Genomic DNA, 16714 nt, shown 5'->3' with positions numbered 1-16714 from the left:
GGGGTCTCCCCACCCCGACTTCTCTCACCCCACATACTGCGTCATAAACACCTCATTCCCCTCCGCATCCCGAAACACCCCCAGCAAAATCGGCTCCCCCTCACGCTGCTGCGGCGACTGCAAAATCTTCGCCCCTGCTCCGGCGATCTTCTCTGCCATCACCAGCACGTCTTCATACTGAAAGCTCAGCCCCGTCGGATTCCGCGAGCCATCATGCCCGCCATGCAGCGCGATGATCGCATCCCCAAACCGCAGCTCCGTCCAGAAATCACTCACAAAGATCTCCTCCAGGCCGATCACATCGCGGTAAAACGCCACCGCCCGCTTCATGTCGGCGGCCATCAGCATAAACTTCACTTTCTCGGGTTTCATCGGCGGGAAGATTCGTTGTTGGGTTTCGCTGGGTCTGAGTCGGCCACCTGGCTGTAAAACCGGGCTTTGTCTTGGGCAAAGCCCACCTCAAATCGTTTGCTCAACATCATCATGCCACCCACAGCGATCATCCAGAACAGCCCTCCTCCCAAAATCACCCCCGGGGAAAACCACAGCATCCACGTGTTTTCGATGAACATCTGTGCGGGATCTTGGGCATCGTAATAAACGCCAACCTCATCACCACGCTTAAAATGATCGGACCGCGCCGCCCGCGATGACTGGGCCTTGTGCGCACTTCCCCCCGCATCACGAAACTCCACCACCGGGTAGTAGCTGATCACCTGCTTCGCCTGCGGCGATTCACTCGGGCTCCGCGTGCTCAGGATACCGACCACATCCACAATCACGCCCGTGGTTTTTTCAGAGCCGTAAAGAAACCTTGCCGTGCTGGCGGTCCATATCAGCCCGGCACCTGCAATCAGCGCACCAAAGACAAAAAACCCCCACAGAATTCCCTGCATCGTCCATTTTTCAGGGGCCAGTTCGAACATGAAGGCGATGTTAGTCCCCTCAGTGGGTACGGCAAGTGAAGAACAGCGGGCAAACAATTCGCCGCCTTCCCATTCTCCATTTCCCAGCCCCCTCGCTTGGCGCTTCCGCGTTTCAGGCTACACTCGGCACATGTTAAAAAACATTGTCATTCTCCTGCTCGCCTCGGCGCTGGCGGCTTCGCTCCTACTGCGGCGCGATGTCGGCTCTCACGCGGCACCTTCAGGGACAGCTGACCTTTCACCCTCTCGCCCTGCGCTTCCCCAGGTAAAGCCTCCTGCTGTCCTGCCTTCGCCCCAAGTCCCCACGGTCACACCCACAGAGAAAGGCCCACCTCAAGAAGCCCCCTCCACTCAGCCTCCCTCTCCTCTCAATCCCGTCGCCAAGTTGCTGCAGGAAGCCCGCGCCAATCCCGTGCTCACCGGCACCTCCATCGGCTTCTGCCTCATCGACAGCAAAGGCGCGGTCACCATGGATGAAAACGCCGGCACGGCCCTCATTCCGGCCTCCAGTTTCAAAACCCTCACCACCGCCACCGCTCTGGAAATCCTCGGGCCGGACTTCCACTTCACCACCGAACTCAAATCCACCGCACCCATCCAGGAGGGTGTCATCAAAGGCGATCTCGTCATCGTCGGCGGCGGCGATCCCATGCTGAAGCTCGACGATTTGAAAGCCTGGGCCGCCGATCTCAAACAGCGCGGCCTCGTTCGAATCACCGGCACCATTCGTGTCGATGCCAGCTTCTTCAGCGGCAGCCTCTACGGCGACTTCTGGAATTGGGGCGACATCGGCAACGGCTACGGCAGCGGCGTCGCCGGGCTGAATCTCAACCACAACCGCTACATCCTGATGTTTCAGGCAGGGCCCGAGGTGGGTTCTCCCGCCCAACTGCTCGGCATCAATCTCGAAGTCCCCGGCGCCATCTGGAAGAATGAAGTGACCACCGGCCCTGCCGATTCGGGCGATGGCGTCATGATTCACGGTGGCGAAAACACCACCGCCATCTACCTGCGCGGCACCGTTCCTTTGGGAGCCGCAAAATTCCAAGCCCGCGGTGCCGTGCCAGATCCCGCCCGTTTTGCCGCGCACCACTTCCGCACCGCACTTTTGGACGCCGGCATCCAGGTGGGCAGCCCAGCCACCGGCGCCGGCCCCGCCAAAAAAAGCGGCAGTGGCAATGGCCCTGTCAAAAGCAGTGGCAATGGAGTAGCCACCAGCATCGTCCCAGCCACCGCCAGTCATTCACTGCTCAAACACGACTCCCCGCCTCTGCTCGACATCATCAAAAGCATCCACAAAGTCTCCGACAATCAGGAGACGGAATGCGTCTTCCGCATGCTCGGCTTGAAGGCTGGCAAACCATCCGCTGAAGTGATCCGCGAACACTGGAAAACCCGCGGCCTCGAATTCGCCGGCCTCCGCATGGAAGACGGCAGCGGCCTCTCCCGCGCCGACTTCATTCGTCCCCTCGATCTCGCGCGCCTCCAGTTCCTCGCAGGCACCGGCCCGCAGGGGATCGCATACAAAGCCTCCCTCCTCTCCGAAAACGGCCTCACCTGGAAGATCGGTGCCATGTCCGGCATCCGCACCTACACCGGCTACGCCAAAACCAAATCCGGCGAGGAATACTGCTACGCCCTCATGGTCAATCACTACACCGATGGCAAAACCGTCTCCGAGCTTTGCCGCCTCGTGCTGGACGCGATGATGGGCCTCTAGCTCTCCATGGTTGGGCCATGCCAGCCACTGCTCAGGCAAAACAAAGTAGCCTTGTTCCTGCGGAACAAGGAACGCGCCGCTTCACCCCACCACACACTCATGGCCGTTCGCAAAACGAGCGCGCATGGGGTCTTCGGTTCACATTAGAAAGACAAAGAGGCAAAGACGGCAGAGATGGGATTCATTCTCTGCTCCCTCTGCATCTCTGCCCCTTTGCGGCAAAATCGAACGTCTCATCAACTTCGAAACCGCATGTCGTCGAGAGCTCCATCCGGCCCCGTCGCTCCCTACTTCAGCTCCTGAATCCGCAGATTCCGAAACTTATACGTCTGCCCCTTCTCCCCATGATGCTGAATGGCGATCACCCCGCTCGCATCTTTGTCATCCTCCACATCCGTGGTCAGCACCCCGTTCACGAAAATCTTCAGACTCTTCCCGCGGCACTCGATGCGGTACGTGTTCCAGTCATTGCGTTTGAAGGCATCGCCCGCCCGAGCGCGGAAGGCCGCTTCGCTTTCCTTGTTGCCCTTGATCGGACTCGCAAACCACATGCGCCGCCCTTCATCATACAAGCCGCCGCTCCACTTGCGGTTCGCATCTCCGTCCACTTCCGCCTGATAACCAAAGACCTTGTTCTTCTCCGCATGCGCCCGGAACATGAAGCCGCTGTTCGCCTGGCCCGGAGGCAGCAGAATGTCGCCTTCAAAAATGAAGTCACCGTACGTCTTCTCCGTCACCACAAAGAACTTCTTCTCGCCCGTCAGATGAATCTCCCCGTCCACAATGTCGATCTGGCCCCACTCATACGGGTTCTTCCAGCCCGTCAGCGTCTTGCCGTCAAAGAGTGACACAAAGTCAGCAGCGAAAGCAGGAATCGAGACGGCCAGGGCGAGTACGGCAAGGAGAAGGCGTGGTTTCATGGTGGGCCACGACCAAAGCCATCCTGTCTGGCAAAACAAGAACCTTTGCGTTTTATGTGAGCCGTGCCGAAGCGCGGAGCCATCGGCGCAGGTAGGGCAGACTGTCCCCAGTCCGCCGCCGCCAGAACCCATGCCCTCTTTGGAAGGAATCAGCTTTGTGGGCTTCCAGGTGGAAAACGAATTTCTGCTATCGCCCTGTTGAGACTTGCACAATAGACAGACATCCTTGCCTTGATGGCCAACGGCCTTCCGTCATACAGCGCAGGGGGCCGAGCTTTAGCGAGTGTTCCCCTGGTTCCTGGCATCAGAACCGGGAAGCAAACCTAGCACTCCGCCACACTTCAAGCCTGCCAGCAGCGTCTGCAATAAGCTCCGCCGCAAGTTTGCCGCATTCAGGTGCCGAGTCCACTTCCACAAGGAAGGCTCTTCTTGTCAGTCTATATTGCGCAAGGTGCAATAGACGCACCCTGCTTAACGAAACGCGGGTCAAACCAGTGTCAGCCTAACTGCCACCTTTCAGCTCACCCACCACTTTCGGCACCGCCATTTTGGTGGAGTTGCCAGAGCCGCCGGCCGCGCGGTTGTAACCGCCGCCGAGAGCCTTGTAGGCCTTCACAAACGCATTCAGCTGCTCCTGCTTCAGCTCCACCAGGTCCATCTTGGACTCAAGCGCATCTCGCTGGGTGAAGAGCACTTCGGTATAGTCCGCACGGGCATTGAAGAAGAGCTGGCCGGCGATGCTGATGGAGTCGTTGAGCGCCGCCACCTGCTGGGCCTTGAGATCGTAGCTCTGGCCGTAGTTTTTGATCTGGGCCAGCTGGTTCACCGTCTCGATGTAGGCTTTCAGCACCGTCTGCTGATAGGTGTAGATCGCGCCGATCTGCCGCGCACTCGCGCCGAGGAACGCCGCCTTGATCGCGCTTCGGTTGATCAGCGGAGCCATCACGTTGGCCGCAGCCGCATACATCACAGATGCCGGCGCATTGAACGCCGAGCTCAAGGTGAACGACTGCAGGCCCAGCGCTCCTGAGATGCTCAGAGAAGGGTAGAATCTGGCCGCTGCTGCCTTCACATCCAGTCCGGTGGCCGCCAGTTCCAGCTCTGCCCGGCGAACGTCCGGACGGTTCCTCAGGAGTTGAACAGGCAGTCCGGTGTTGATGCGGCTCAGCATCAGCTGGTCAAAGCCTTCGGACCTGCGTTTGACGGGTTGGGGGTATCGGCCCACCAGATAGTTGAGCTTGTTCTCCGTCACCGTGATCTGCTGCTTGATCTTGAAGAGTCGGCTCTGGTTTTTGAGCACTTCCGCTTCGAAACGGCGCACGGCGAGTTCCGTCACACGTGCGTTTGCCTTCTGCAGTTTCACGGCCTCAAGCGCATTCTTTTGAATCTCAATCGTGCGATTGAGGATGATCAGCTGATTGTCAAACGCCACCAGTTCATAGTAGGTCTGGGCAATCTCTGCCACAATGTTCGTGATCATGAAGTTCCGTCCTTCCTGGGTGCCCAGGTAGCGCAGGATCGCGGCATCACGTTCGTTGCGCAGCTTCCTCCAGATGTCCACTTCCCAGTCAAAGGTCCCTCCGAAGACGAAGTTGGGAGTGTTCGTGGGAATGGCTTTTCCTGCGGCGATCTCGTTTGCGGTGTTGTCCTCCGCAGCTCCGGCTGCCGTGTGGCGACCCACTTTGTCCAGACCTGCTGTGGTGCCTCCTGAGACAAACGGGAGAATAGCACCCTTGCGCGCACGCACTTCAGCCTTCGATGCCTCAATCTCCTGCAGCAGGATGTTCAGTTCCTGATTGTTCTGCAAAGCAGTGCTGATCAGGGAGGTCAGGTTCGGATCCTTGAAGTACTCCCTCCATCCGATCACGCCGGAGTTCTTCGTTCCTGCCGTGTCCGGAAAGTTGGCAGGCAAAGGCGGATCACTCGATGGCAACGGGCCACGATGGAGCACTGAAGAGCACCCCTGCACCAAGACGGTTAGACAAACGAAATTAAATGCTAGGAGTCTGTTCTTCAGGTTTTGCATGTTCATGATGGCCGTGGCCGTACTCTCCAAGTTCACTCAATGGCATGTCATCTTCATCTGGAAGAAGTTTGCCTCGAGCTGAGATCGTGCCGAAGATATAATAAAGTCCCGGAACGACAAGCAGTCCGATAACCGTTCCCAAAAACATCCCGCCCGCCGCCGAGGCACCAATCGTCTTGTTGGCGATGGCCCCCGCACCATGCGCCCTCAGCAGAGGAATCATCCCCGCGATGAAGGCAAAGGAGGTCATCAAAATCGGACGGAAACGCACCTTGGCGCCTTCAATGGCAGCCTCAAGGATGGTCAGCCCCTCGCCGTAACGCTGCTGGGCAAACTCGACGATCAGGATCGCGTTCTTTCCAAGAAGGCCCACAAGCATGATGAGACCCACCTGCGCATAAATGTCATTGCTCAGTCCCATCGCTCTCAGCATTGCAAAGGAACCCATCACCCCGACAGGCAGGGAAAGAATCACCGCCAGCGGCAGTGTGAAACTTTCATACTGTCCGACCAGCACCAGATAAACGAACAGCAGCACGACAACGAAAATGACAACGGCTTCATTGCCCCGCTGCGCTTCGTCGAACGAGAGGCCCGCCCAGGCGATGTCGTAGCCGCGTGGCAGCGATTTCGCCACCTCCTTGATGGCATCGATGGCTTCGCCGCTGCTGAAGCCGTCGGCGGGAGCACCTTGAATGCTCGGGGCCGGATAGGCGTTGTAACGCGTGATTTCGTTCAGCCCCAGTTTGGGAACGAGTGTCATGAAAGCTGAGTAGGGCACCATCTCGCCCTTCTCATTGGCCACATACAAGTCCTGCAGATCCTTCGGCAGCTTGCGGTAATCCGGATGGGCCTGAATATACAGCTTCCAGAACCGGTTGAACAAGATGAAGCCCTGTTCGTAAGTACTGCCCACCATGATGTCGAGATTGTCCATGGCCTTGCCAATGGAGACGCCCTTCTGCATGGCGATCTTGTTGTCGATGACGACCTCCAGCTGGGGATAGTTGGCGCTGAAGAAGGTGAACAAGCCGCGGATTTCTTTGCGCTTGGCCAGCTTCTCCATGAACTCTTCATTCACCTCCTGCAGCTTGTCATAGTCACCGGAGTTGGTTTTGTCCAAAAGACTGAGGGAGAAGCCGCCCGCCGCACCGTAGCCAGGAACCGCCGGCGGCTCGAAGAACTCAATGCGCACGCCCGAGATTTCTTTGCACCGCTCCTTGAGCTCCGCAATGATCTGCGGCGCTGTCAGATGGCGCTCCTCCCAGTTCTCCAGATTGATCAGACAGGTGCCCGAATTCGATCCGCGACCTTCCGTAAGCACTTCATAGCCTGCCAGCGTGGAGACTGATTGAATGCCCTCGATCTCCTTGGCGACTTTCATCAGCTCCCGTGATTTCGCATAGGTTCGCTCCAGAGTCGTGCCCGGAGGGGTCTGGAGAATCGCATAAATCATGCCTTGGTCCTCCGTCGGGATGAATCCGGCGGGCAGTGTCGCGTTGATGAAATAGATCATCGCTGACGCTCCTCCCAGAGCCGCGAATGTCAGCAACCGGCGGTGAACGATCCGCCTCAGCAGGGCGACATACACATTCGTGACCTTGTCGAACCAGTAGTTGAAGATTCCCAGGAGCCACGCAATCGGCCCCCGCGGCTTGTGATGATGATCCGTCTTCTTCAGGATCATCGCACACAGCACCGGCGTCAGCGTCAGCGCCATGACGCCGGAGAGAATAATGGCTGACGCCATGGTGATGGAGAACTGCCGGTAGAAGACCCCGACAGGACCTGACATGAATGTCACAGGTACGAACACCGCTGTCATCACCAGCGTAATGGCGATAACGGCGCCGGCGATTTCGTGGAGCACCATCTGTGTCGCCCTGTAGGGCGATAAAAACGTGCCATGCATCTTGGCATGCACGGCCTCCACCACCACGATGGGGTCGTCCACCACAATGCCGATGGCCAGCACCAGGGCGAAGAGCGTGATCAGGTTGATGTTCACGTCAAACATCTGCATGAGGAAGAAGGCGCCCACCAGGGAGACCGGGACCGCCAGTGTCGGGATGAGCGTGGAACGCCAGTCGCCAAGGAACACAAACACCACCAGCGCCACCAGCACGAAAGCTTCCACCAGCGTGTGCAGCACCTGATGGATGGAGGCGTCCACGAAGCTGGAGACGTCGTAGCTGATTTTATAGTCCATCCCAGGCGGGAATTGCTTCTCCTTGGCCTCTTCCAGCTTGGCCTTGAGCTCCTTGATCACTTCCGCAGCGTTGCTGCCATAACTCTGCTTGATCATGATCGCGGCGGATGGATCCCCGTCGAGGTCGGAATAAAGGTCGTAGAACTCGCTGCCCAGTTCCACTTCGGCCACGTCCTTCAGCTTGAGCAGTTCGCCGTTTTCAGTGGCTCGCAGGATGACATTCCCGTACTGCTCTGCCGTGTTAAATCGTCCTGAATAGACCAGCACATACTCCAGCGCTTGAGACGTTTTGCTGTCCGCTCGTCCTATTCGACCTGGCGAACCGATCATGCTTTGCTCTCGCAGAGCTTTCATCACCTCCTCGCTCGAGACGTTGTAGGCGCGCATGCGGTCTGGCTTCAGCCACACACGCATAGCATACTGACGTGTCCCGAGGATTTTGACGAATCCGACGCCGCGGGTGCGGAACAGTTCCGGGAACAGGTTGATGTACGCGTAGTTGAAGAGAAACTTCATGTCCGCGTTCTTGTCTTTGCTGTAGATGTTCACATACATCAACATGTTCGGCGCCAGGTTCCACACGATGATGCCTTCTCGCACCACCAGCGGCGGCAGTCGGAACGACACCGCATTCACACGGTTCAGCACGTTCACCGTCGCCTGATTGGGGTCGGAGCCCATGTGGAAGAACACCTGGATCACCGCCTCCCCGGAGCTCGCGGCGCTGGACACCATGTACTTCATGTTCTGCACCCCGTTGATCGACTGCTCCAGCGGAATGAGACAGGATTCTTCGAGAACTTTGGCGCTCGCTCCCGGGTAATCGAGCGTCACTGTCACCAGTACGGGCGCTACGTTGGGAAACTGTGAAATCGGCAGTGTTACGATTGAAAGACCACCCAAAAACAGAATGATCAGGGAAATCACGATGGCCAATGCTGGCCTCTTCAGGATATTGGTAAACATGGTCAGTTCTTTTATTCCGCCTTGAGCTTCAAATCTTTGAAGGCTTCTTCTGGTTTGATAAACTTGTACTCTCCTGCCTTCTCGCCGTCCTTGGCCTGCCGCATTCCTTCAAAGATGATCTTGTCTTCAGGCGAAACTCCTGAGCTGATAATGAAAAGGTCCTCCACCTCTTCGACCACGTGCACTCGCTCCTGCTTGATGATGTTGTCCTTTCCGACCACAAACACGTAATGATGGTCTAGGATCTCGAACGTCGATTTCTGTGGCACCAGCAACGCATCCTTGACCATTTTCTTCATGCGGATGTTGCCAGTCTCGCCATGGCGGAGCAGGCGGTCCGGATTCGGAAAATCCGCACGGAACGGAATGGTTCCCGTTTGGTTGTTAAACTCCGCTTCAATGACGTTGACTCTTCCTGGCTGATTGAAGATTTTGCCGTTCGCCATCAGCAGCTCCACTTTCTTTCGCTCGTCCGGTTGCTCTTCAGACATGTAGTCCAGATACTCCGCCTCAGGCACGTTGAAGTAGACCCACATCTCACTGTTGTCGGACAGGGTCGTCAGCAGATCCCCCTCATCCACCAGGCTGCCATTCCGCAGGTGCAGGCGGTCCATCAGCCCCGGAAAGGGGGCATTGATGTTGGTGAAGCCAAGATGCGCTTGGGCTAGGTTCACCACAGCCACCTTTTGCTCCCATTTGGCCTTGGAAATGGCCAGTTCTTTATCAGACACCACCTTGCTGTCGGTCAGCCTCTTGGTGTTTTCGTATTCCACCTTGGCCACTTGAGCCTCGGCCTCGGCGCTGGTCAGTTCTGCCTGGTACACCAGCGGCAGGATCTTGAACATCGGATCGCCCTCCTTGACGAGCTGGCCTTCCTTCACAAAGACGGATTGCAGATAGCCACGCTCCACCGCCCGGAGTTCAATGTTGCGGCAGGAGCGAATCTGACACACGTATTCTCGCGTTACCAGCGTATCCCTCTTGATGGGATTCGTCAGGATCAGCTGCGGCTCCTCTTCTTTCTCCTCGTGCTCAGCCTCCTTGGGGTGGCAGCCGCTAAACAGGAGGCTGGCCGCCAAGCCAGCATAGATAAGTGATTTCCGGGAAGCGAGATGCAGTAATTCCATTCTTGGTCGATACGAAGCCACAGACCCCGGTCTATTCATATACCCTCGACAAGGGGTTTTTGCACCCATCCCCGGCACCACTGGTCGCCGCTGTGTGGAAGGAAGGGCGCCACAAGATAAGACGTAAACGGCCGGTTGGAATGGGTTCATAAATGTTTTAAAATACTGATAAACAATGATGTAACGAGTTATTGGCTCCGGCTTTTTCCAGCGCCGATACTATCCCCCGTTAAGCCCGTCTATAACGGGCGATCTTTCCCCTTAAATCGCTATATTTATGAGCCTCGTTTGATGCCTTGGCCTCATGGCTTGCACGCTCCTTTCAGCGGATCGGCCTCTAGCCTTTGGCCCCCCGCCACACGCCCTCCGTCATCACAATCCTCGGCGCCTCGGGGATCCCTCGCTCATTCTGCTGGTACTGCGTCACCAGCAGATCCACCGCCGCCGCACCCAGAACATCCGCCTGCTGATCGATCCCGGCCACCTCCGCCATGTCCGCCCGCCAGCCCAGCGAGATATGATCCGGTCTGCGCGAGGAGGGCAGGGTGGCCAGCCAGTCTTTCACCAGATGACCTCCATCGATCACCACATCCGGCTTCGCCGTGCGCACCCACTGCAGAAAATCAGTGCGGCTCATCGATTTACGCAGCGCCAGCAGTTCTCCCGGCTTCGCCAGCGGGTGATGCGCCAGAAAACTCGCCGACCACGCTCGAAACATCCGCTCATTGATCGTGCTGCCGCAGTAAAAGCCGATGCGCTTATACCGCTGCTTCTTCAGCATCCGCAGCGCCGTCATCATGCCCAGATAGTGATGGTGATGCACACGGTGCAGCTGCGGCCGCGCATACCCCAGGCCGATCACCACGCTGCTGAATTTCTCCCACGCCATCGACACATGCCCGCGGCTGCGCGACACCAGCGGCGAAAGGATGAACCCCGGAATCCCGCGCGCCTCCAGAATGTCAGACAGCCGCCGCGCCGTCATCCCTCGCGCCGCCAGGTGAAACTCCTCCAGCTGAAAGCCCAGCTTCGCCGCCTGCCGGTGCGCCCCCAGCACCAGTTGCTGCGACCACGACGAACGCTCCATCTCCTGCGAACTCCGCTCCGCCCACACAAAAGCCAGCGTCAGCGGCGCCGCCACACGCCGCGTGCGCCGCATGTGCGTCATCAGCTTCGCGATCTCAGGATCAGGCCGGTAGCCGATCTCCTCCGCCGTCTGCACAATCCTCTCCCTCAAAGCCGCCTCCACATGCTTCCCTCCACGCAAGGCGCGCGAGACCGTCATCTTGGAAATGCCGAGCTTGAGGGCGATGTCGTTCAAAGAAGCGCGTGCCATCCAGCACTCTACACATGCTCACCCATTGAATCCAATGTCGGTGTTGCAGCCGCTGCGTTGCGTCGCTTCACTGCCATGGCCCGCATATTTAACCGGACGTCCGGCCACTCACAAACGTATACCCCGCGAAGAAATCAAAATCATGGAAATCCAACGAAACGGCTCACAACCCTCCGGCAAAGGCCCCGCCGATTGGTTCACTGGCACTGTGCGTATCGATCCACTTTTCCAGCCATCTTCACCCGCACGCGCCGCCGGAGCCTGTGTCACCTTCGAGCCCGGCGCCCGCACCGCATGGCACACGCACCCGCTTGGCCAGACCTTGATCGTCACCTCCGGCTGCGGCCGCGTGCAGCGCCTCGGCGGCCCCATCGCAGAAATCCGTCCCGGGGATGTCGTCTGGTTCCCGCCCGGAGAAAAGCATTGGCACGGCGCCTCGCCCACCACCGCCATGACCCATATCGCCATCCAGGAAAGCCTCGACGGCAAAGTCGTGGACTGGCTCGAACACGTCACCGACGAGCAGTATCAATTCTCTCAACCCAGCTCCTAACTCCCCTCCCGTCATGCCCACCGCCAAAGCCTACTCCGCCTCCAGCGCCACCTCCCCGCTCGCCCACACCAGCATCCCGCGCCGCGACCCCACCGACCGCGACATCGAAATCGAAATCCTCTTCTGCGGCGTCTGCCACTCAGACCTCCATCAGGTCCGCAACGAATGGAGCGCCATCCCCACCACCTACCCCTGCGTCCCCGGCCATGAAATCGTCGGCCGCGTCACCCAGGTCGGCTCCGCCGTGAAGAAACACAAACGCGGCGACATCGTCGGCGTCGGCTGCCTAGTCGACTCCGATCAAACCTGCCCGCAATGTGCGGCCAATCTTGAGCAGTTCTGCCCGCACGGCGTCTTCACCTACAATTCGCCCGACAAACACGGCACCGCCCCCGTCACCTACGGCGGCTACTCCTCCAGCATCGTGGTGGACGAGCACTTCGTCCTCAGCGTCCCCGGAAATCTCAGCCTCGCCGGAGTCGCCCCCTTGCTCTGCGCCGGCATCACCACCTACTCCCCCATGCGTCGCTGGGGCGATCTCAAAGGCAAAAAAGTCGGCGTCATCGGCCTCGGTGGCCTCGGCCACATGGGCGTGAAGTTCTCTCACGCCTTCGGTGCCCACACCGCCGTGCTCAGCACCTCGCCCAAAAAGAAGGACTCCGCCCTCGCCCTCGGTGCGGATGAAGTCATCATCTCCACCGACGCCACCGACATGCAAAAGCACGCCGGCAGCTTCGACTTCATCCTCGACACCGTCTCCGCCGATCACGACATCAACGCCTACCTCAACCTCCTCAAAATCGACGGCACCCTCACCCTCGTCGGCGCACCGGACAAGCCCCTCCCAGTCTCCGCCTTCGGCCTTCTCTTCGGTCGCAAACGCCTCGCCGGATCCCTCATCGGCGGCATCGCCGAAACCCAGGAAATGCTCGACTTCTGCGGCACCCACAACATCACCTCCGACGTCGAAATCATCCCCATCCAGCAGATCAACGAAGCCTACGACCGCCTCCTCAAAAGCGACGTCAAATACCGCTTCTCCATCGACATGGCCTCCCTCAAATCCGAGTAAGTGAAAGTGCGTGGCGTCCTATCAATTCAGGACGCCAAATCAGGCTCTCCCTCTCCCCGCCCCAGGCACACGCCAAAAACGCATCGTTACCTTCGGGGAGAGGGTTGGGGTGAGGGGGCCGACCAAAAGCTCTCGCCAGCATCAAAGCCCCCATTCGTCATTCCTCGTGTTACCGTAACAGAGACTCAATGATTGCATTACGGGCCATTTCCCGTTTAAAACAGCCCTCAACCATGAAATCCGCCCTCCTCGCCACCCTCCTCACCCTCGGCTCCGCCAGCGCTCAGCCGCTCTGGCTCGAAGCCGAATCCTTCTCCACTCCCGGTGGCTGGGTGCTCGACACACAGTTCATCGATGCCATGGGCTCCCCCTACCTCATGGCCCACGGCATGGGCAAGCCCGTCAAAGACGCCTCCACCGAAATTGACCTCCCCGCCGGCACCTACACCCTTTGGGCCCGCACCAAAAACTGGGTCGGCCCCTGGGACGCCAAAGGCGCCCCCGGCCGCTTCGAGATCAGCGTGAACGGCAAAAAGCTCGACCACGAATTCGGCGCCACCGGCAAAGACTGGCAGTGGGAAAAAGCCGTCCCCGTCAAAACCTCCGGCAAAACCACCCTCAGCCTCCACGACCTCACCGGCTTCGATGGCCGCGTGGACGCCATCATCCTCAGCCAAGACGACAGCTTCACCCCGCCCGCAGACCTCGCCGCCACCAACAAGCTCCGTCGCCAGCTCCTCGGCCTCCCCGACAAAGCCCCCGAGACCACTGAGTACGATCTCGTCGTCATCGGCGGCGGCTACTCCGGCATGGGCGCCGCCATCTCCGGCGCACGCCAGGGCCTCAAAGTCGCCTTCGTTCAAAACCGCCCCGTCCTCGGCGGCAACGGCTCCAGCGAAATCCAGGTCTGGGCCATGGGCGGCACCCGCCGCGGCCTCTACCCCCACCTCGGCGAGATCGTCGAAGAATTCGCCGACCGCGCCAGCAACAGCCCCGCCGCCACACCCCAGGAGTTCAACGACAAGCTCAAGGAAGACACCGTCAAGGCCGAAAAGACCATCGACCTCCACCTCAACACCCACGTCTACGGCGTCGAAATGACCGCCGACAAAAAGAACATCCGCAGCGTCATCGGCCTCGACACCAAGACCGGCAAGGAAACCCGCTTCGTCGGCAAGTTCTTCGTCGACTGCACCGGCCACGGCAGCGTCGGCGCACTCGCCGGAGCCGAGTTCATGATGGAAGAAAAAGGCCGCATGGGCATGAGCAACATGTGGGTCATGCAAAACCTCAAGAAGCCCGTCACCTGGCCCGCCACCCCCTGGGCACTTCCCCTCACGCTCGAAGACTTCCCCGAGCCCAAGCCCATGGCTCCCGTCGGCAAAAAGAATGCCGAAAACATGAAAGGCTACGATCTCGGCTACACCCCCGTCCCAGATCCCGAAGACTACGTCCACGGCGAATGGTTCTGGGAAAGCGGCTTCGACAAGCATCCCATCAACGACCTCGAACTCATTCGCGACCACAACTTCCGCGCCGTTTACGGCGCCGTCTCCGCCCTCAAAACCCTCAAGGCAGACAAATACGCCGACTTCGATCTCACCTGGCTCGCCTACATCGGCGGCCCCCGCGAATCCCGCCGCATCGTTGGAGATATGATCCTCAACGGCGAAGACATGGTCAAAGGCATCATCCATCCCGACGGCTGCGTCCCCACCACCTGGGACCAGGACCTGCACTATCCCAAAGAGCAGTACGCCAAAAACTTCCCCGACAATCCCTTCATCAGCCGCGCCGAATTCGGCAAGCACACCGACCGCAAAAACGGCTACCCCGTCCCCTACCGCTGCTTCTACAGCAAAGACATCGGCAATCTCTTCATGGCCGGCCGCACCATCTCCGTCGAGCGCCACGCCCTCGGCTCCACCCGCGTCATGCGCACCTGCGGCATGATGGGCGAAGTCGTCGGCAAAGCCGCCTGGATCTGCGTCCGCCACCACACCTCCCCTCGTGGCGTCTATGAGCAATACCTCGACATCCTCAAAGACCTCATGTCCCAGCCCGGAGCCATGCGCCGAGATGCCCTCGAAGGCTCCCTCTACCTCCCCGCCAACGCCAAAAAACTCCCCGACCTCCCACCTCCCGGCACCTCCGCCGACAGCATCGACCCCAAAAAACTCGAAGGCATCGTCATCGACGACACCGAAGCCGAGCTCACCGGCAAATGGGCCCACGGCGAAGGCCTCAAGCCCTACGTCGGCAAATACTACAGCTACAGCTCCGACCAAACCGCCAGCGCCCGCTTCGCCTTCAGCGTCAAGCAGACCGGCAGCTACGAAGTCCGCATCTACTTCCAGCCCCACGAAAACCGCGCCAAAACCGCCCCCGTCACCCTCCTCACCGCCGACGGCGAAAAGACAGTGACCGTCGATCAAACCAAAGCCCCCAAAGACCCTCAGGGCGCCTACTCCCTCGGCACCTACAAATTCACCGCCGGCGAAGAATCCGCCGTCATCTTCCGCACCGCCAACGCCCACGGCAATGTCCACCTCGACGCCGTTCAAATCCTCCCAGCCAAGTAGCCCAGTTGCGCCGCAACTGGAGTCTGATTCTGAATTCGCGATAATTCGCGGACATTCCTCCCCATTCGCGTTGACTGATCCCAGCCAAGTAGCCCAGTTGCGCCGCAACTGGAGTCTCGACCCCGGAGGGGTCCAAGAAGGTAGCCAGGGGTCAGCTCGCGCAGCGAGCGCCACCCCTGGAAAGCCACATTCCAATCCGGGAAGCAAACCCAGCACTTTCTTCACACGCCGCGCTCACCAGCAGCGTCTGCAACGCTCCACCGCCGCACATCACAGTCTCCCCAAGCCCCACGACTGCCCACTCCAAGGCTTGCACATCAACAGCCACCAAATATCCGCCGTCCTTTCAGTCTCTTCTGTCCTTTCTGTCCTTCCGTGTTGCCGTTGTACTCCATCCTCCACTCAGGCTTGCCCCACCCATTTTTTGCACCCATAATACCCCATGATCGCCACCTATGAATCCATCATGGATGCCGCCCTGCAGCTCACTCCCGGAGATCGTTGCCGGATTGCCGCAGGCCTGTGGGACTCCGTTGGCACACCTCCGCATGAACTTGAAGAAGACGACCTTGAGGCAGTCCTCAATCAACGCGAAGCAGAGCTCGACAAAGACCCCTCTCTGGAAATCAGCCATCAGCAATTCATGGCCCATTTTGCAGCCAGGCGTAAGGCGTGAATCTCTCCTATCACAAGGCCGTTCAGCACGAGGTCGATCAGGCTTGCGCTTGGTATGACGAGCGCAAAGAAAAGCTGGGAGATGAGTTCTTCCAAGAAGTCGAACGAACCTTGGGATTGATCGCCACAACTCCACAGGCATTCCCCCTGGCACCCTTTGGCCGCCGGAAAGCACACTTGAAGCGCTTCCCGTATGCCATCTGCTATCGCATCCTCGCAGATCGAGTGCGCATCCTCACCGTTCGTCACGACAAACGCCACCCCCTTTACGGCGCCCGGCGCAAATAAAGTAGACCAGTTGCGCCGCAACTGGGCATAAGTGATGCGGGCACTCCTGCCTGCAATCCGCCGGAGTCCACGGCTCCCGTTTCATCCCACCGATCCCCGGAGGAGCCGTAGTGAAGCGAAGACAGCCGAAGGCAAATCACAGCCGGTAGCCAGGGGCGAAGCTCGCGCAGCGAGCACCACCCCTGGAAAGCCGCATGCAATCCGGAAAGCAAACCCAGTTTGCCCTTCGTAGCTTTAGCGAAGAATGGGCGCCGTCTTCACACACCGCGCTCACCAGCATGCCTGCCCTTCGTAGCTTTAGCGAAGAATGGGCG

The 16714-nt window shown here is 59.1% G+C and carries 13 protein-coding genes; 6 read left to right on the top strand and 7 right to left on the bottom strand.

The window, feature by feature from the left end:
* Nucleotides 1-24: 24 nt before the first annotated feature.
* Both AC3RLQ_RS14940 and AC3RLQ_RS14935 read right to left on the bottom strand, forming a co-directional pair.
* Nucleotides 25-372 (bottom strand): VOC family protein, encoded by a 348-nt coding sequence (locus AC3RLQ_RS14940; RefSeq protein ID WP_294396656.1) that lies wholly within the window; start codon nucleotides 370-372, stop codon nucleotides 25-27.
* Nucleotides 369-926 (bottom strand): DUF3592 domain-containing protein, encoded by a 558-nt coding sequence (locus AC3RLQ_RS14935; RefSeq protein ID WP_493038388.1) that lies wholly within the window; start codon nucleotides 924-926, stop codon nucleotides 369-371. The genes AC3RLQ_RS14940 and AC3RLQ_RS14935 overlap by 4 nt, the downstream gene beginning before the upstream one ends.
* A 130-nt stretch (nucleotides 927-1056) precedes the next feature.
* On the opposite strand from AC3RLQ_RS14935, the gene dacB reads away from it, so the two are divergent.
* Nucleotides 1057-2646 carry a D-alanyl-D-alanine carboxypeptidase/D-alanyl-D-alanine endopeptidase gene (dacB, locus tag AC3RLQ_RS14930; RefSeq protein ID WP_493038386.1) on the top strand — a complete coding sequence of 530 codons (1590 nt, stop codon included), beginning with the start codon at nucleotides 1057-1059 and terminating at the stop codon, nucleotides 2644-2646.
* A 287-nt stretch (nucleotides 2647-2933) separates the two neighbouring features.
* On the opposite strand, the gene AC3RLQ_RS14925 is transcribed toward dacB, so the two are convergent.
* The 5 genes from AC3RLQ_RS14925 to AC3RLQ_RS14905 form a co-directional block, all read right to left on the bottom strand.
* Complete coding sequence (locus AC3RLQ_RS14925; protein WP_493038384.1) at nucleotides 2934-3566, bottom strand: 3-keto-disaccharide hydrolase; 633 nt, start codon at nucleotides 3564-3566, stop codon at nucleotides 2934-2936.
* 502 nt (nucleotides 3567-4068) lie between these two features.
* Nucleotides 4069-5478: a TolC family protein gene (locus AC3RLQ_RS14920; RefSeq protein WP_493038382.1), complete on the bottom strand. Its 1410-nt coding sequence runs from the start codon at nucleotides 5476-5478 to the stop codon at nucleotides 4069-4071.
* Between the two features lie 79 nt (nucleotides 5479-5557).
* Nucleotides 5558-8767, bottom strand: a complete 3210-nt coding sequence (locus tag AC3RLQ_RS14915) for an efflux RND transporter permease subunit (RefSeq protein WP_493038380.1) — start codon at nucleotides 8765-8767, stop codon at nucleotides 5558-5560.
* A gap of 11 nt (nucleotides 8768-8778) precedes the next feature.
* Complete coding sequence (locus AC3RLQ_RS14910; RefSeq protein WP_493038378.1) at nucleotides 8779-10044, bottom strand: efflux RND transporter periplasmic adaptor subunit; 1266 nt, start codon at nucleotides 10042-10044, stop codon at nucleotides 8779-8781.
* A 187-nt stretch (nucleotides 10045-10231) separates the two neighbouring features.
* Nucleotides 10232-11230 (bottom strand): LacI family DNA-binding transcriptional regulator, encoded by a 999-nt coding sequence (locus AC3RLQ_RS14905; RefSeq protein WP_493038376.1) that lies wholly within the window; start codon nucleotides 11228-11230, stop codon nucleotides 10232-10234.
* 142 nt (nucleotides 11231-11372) lie between these two features.
* Between AC3RLQ_RS14905 and AC3RLQ_RS14900 the strand changes: the two genes are divergently transcribed.
* The 5 genes from AC3RLQ_RS14900 (at nucleotide 11373) to AC3RLQ_RS14880 (ending at nucleotide 16400) form a co-directional block, all read left to right on the top strand.
* Complete coding sequence (locus AC3RLQ_RS14900; RefSeq protein ID WP_493038373.1) at nucleotides 11373-11783, top strand: (R)-mandelonitrile lyase; 411 nt, start codon at nucleotides 11373-11375, stop codon at nucleotides 11781-11783.
* A 13-nt stretch (nucleotides 11784-11796) separates the two neighbouring features.
* Nucleotides 11797-12855 (top strand): NAD(P)-dependent alcohol dehydrogenase, encoded by a 1059-nt coding sequence (locus AC3RLQ_RS14895; RefSeq protein WP_493038371.1) that lies wholly within the window; start codon nucleotides 11797-11799, stop codon nucleotides 12853-12855.
* Between the two features lie 233 nt (nucleotides 12856-13088).
* Complete coding sequence (locus AC3RLQ_RS14890) at nucleotides 13089-15437, top strand: FAD-dependent oxidoreductase (RefSeq protein WP_493038369.1); 2349 nt, start codon at nucleotides 13089-13091, stop codon at nucleotides 15435-15437.
* Nucleotides 15438-15879: 442 nt separating this feature from the next.
* Complete coding sequence (locus AC3RLQ_RS14885; RefSeq protein ID WP_493038367.1) at nucleotides 15880-16113, top strand: hypothetical protein; 234 nt, start codon at nucleotides 15880-15882, stop codon at nucleotides 16111-16113.
* On the top strand, nucleotides 16110-16400 hold the full coding sequence (locus AC3RLQ_RS14880) for a type II toxin-antitoxin system RelE/ParE family toxin (protein WP_493038365.1): 291 nt from the start codon (nucleotides 16110-16112) through the stop codon (nucleotides 16398-16400). Before AC3RLQ_RS14885 ends, AC3RLQ_RS14880 begins: the two co-directional genes overlap by 4 nt.
* Nucleotides 16401-16714: the final 314 nt, after the last annotated feature.

The sequence above is a fragment of the Prosthecobacter sp. GW821-HT29F12 genome, from assembly GCF_058803405.1.
The sequence above is the reverse complement of the archived record's forward strand: the minus strand, read 5'-3'. Positions and strand labels throughout refer to the sequence as shown.

What these genes read in the sequence shown, in the direction of transcription:
- AC3RLQ_RS14940 (WP_294396656.1), bottom strand. Translation starts at nt 372, where the DNA reads ATGAAACCCGAGAAAGTGAAGTTTATGCTGATGGCCGCCGACATGAAG.
- AC3RLQ_RS14935 (WP_493038388.1), bottom strand. Translation starts at nt 926, where the DNA reads ATGTTCGAACTGGCCCCTGAAAAATGGACGATGCAGGGAATTCTGTGG.
- dacB (WP_493038386.1), top strand. Translation starts at nt 1,057, where the DNA reads ATGTTAAAAAACATTGTCATTCTCCTGCTCGCCTCGGCGCTGGCGGCT.
- AC3RLQ_RS14925 (WP_493038384.1), bottom strand. Translation starts at nt 3,566, where the DNA reads ATGAAACCACGCCTTCTCCTTGCCGTACTCGCCCTGGCCGTCTCGATT.
- AC3RLQ_RS14915 (WP_493038380.1), bottom strand. Translation starts at nt 8,767, where the DNA reads ATGTTTACCAATATCCTGAAGAGGCCAGCATTGGCCATCGTGATTTCC.
- AC3RLQ_RS14910 (WP_493038378.1), bottom strand. Translation starts at nt 10,044, where the DNA reads ATGAACCCATTCCAACCGGCCGTTTACGTCTTATCTTGTGGCGCCCTT.
- AC3RLQ_RS14905 (WP_493038376.1), bottom strand. Translation starts at nt 11,230, where the DNA reads ATGGCACGCGCTTCTTTGAACGACATCGCCCTCAAGCTCGGCATTTCC.
- AC3RLQ_RS14900 (WP_493038373.1), top strand. Translation starts at nt 11,373, where the DNA reads ATGGAAATCCAACGAAACGGCTCACAACCCTCCGGCAAAGGCCCCGCC.
- AC3RLQ_RS14895 (WP_493038371.1), top strand. Translation starts at nt 11,797, where the DNA reads ATGCCCACCGCCAAAGCCTACTCCGCCTCCAGCGCCACCTCCCCGCTC.
- AC3RLQ_RS14890 (WP_493038369.1), top strand. Translation starts at nt 13,089, where the DNA reads ATGAAATCCGCCCTCCTCGCCACCCTCCTCACCCTCGGCTCCGCCAGC.
- AC3RLQ_RS14885 (WP_493038367.1), top strand. Translation starts at nt 15,880, where the DNA reads ATGATCGCCACCTATGAATCCATCATGGATGCCGCCCTGCAGCTCACT.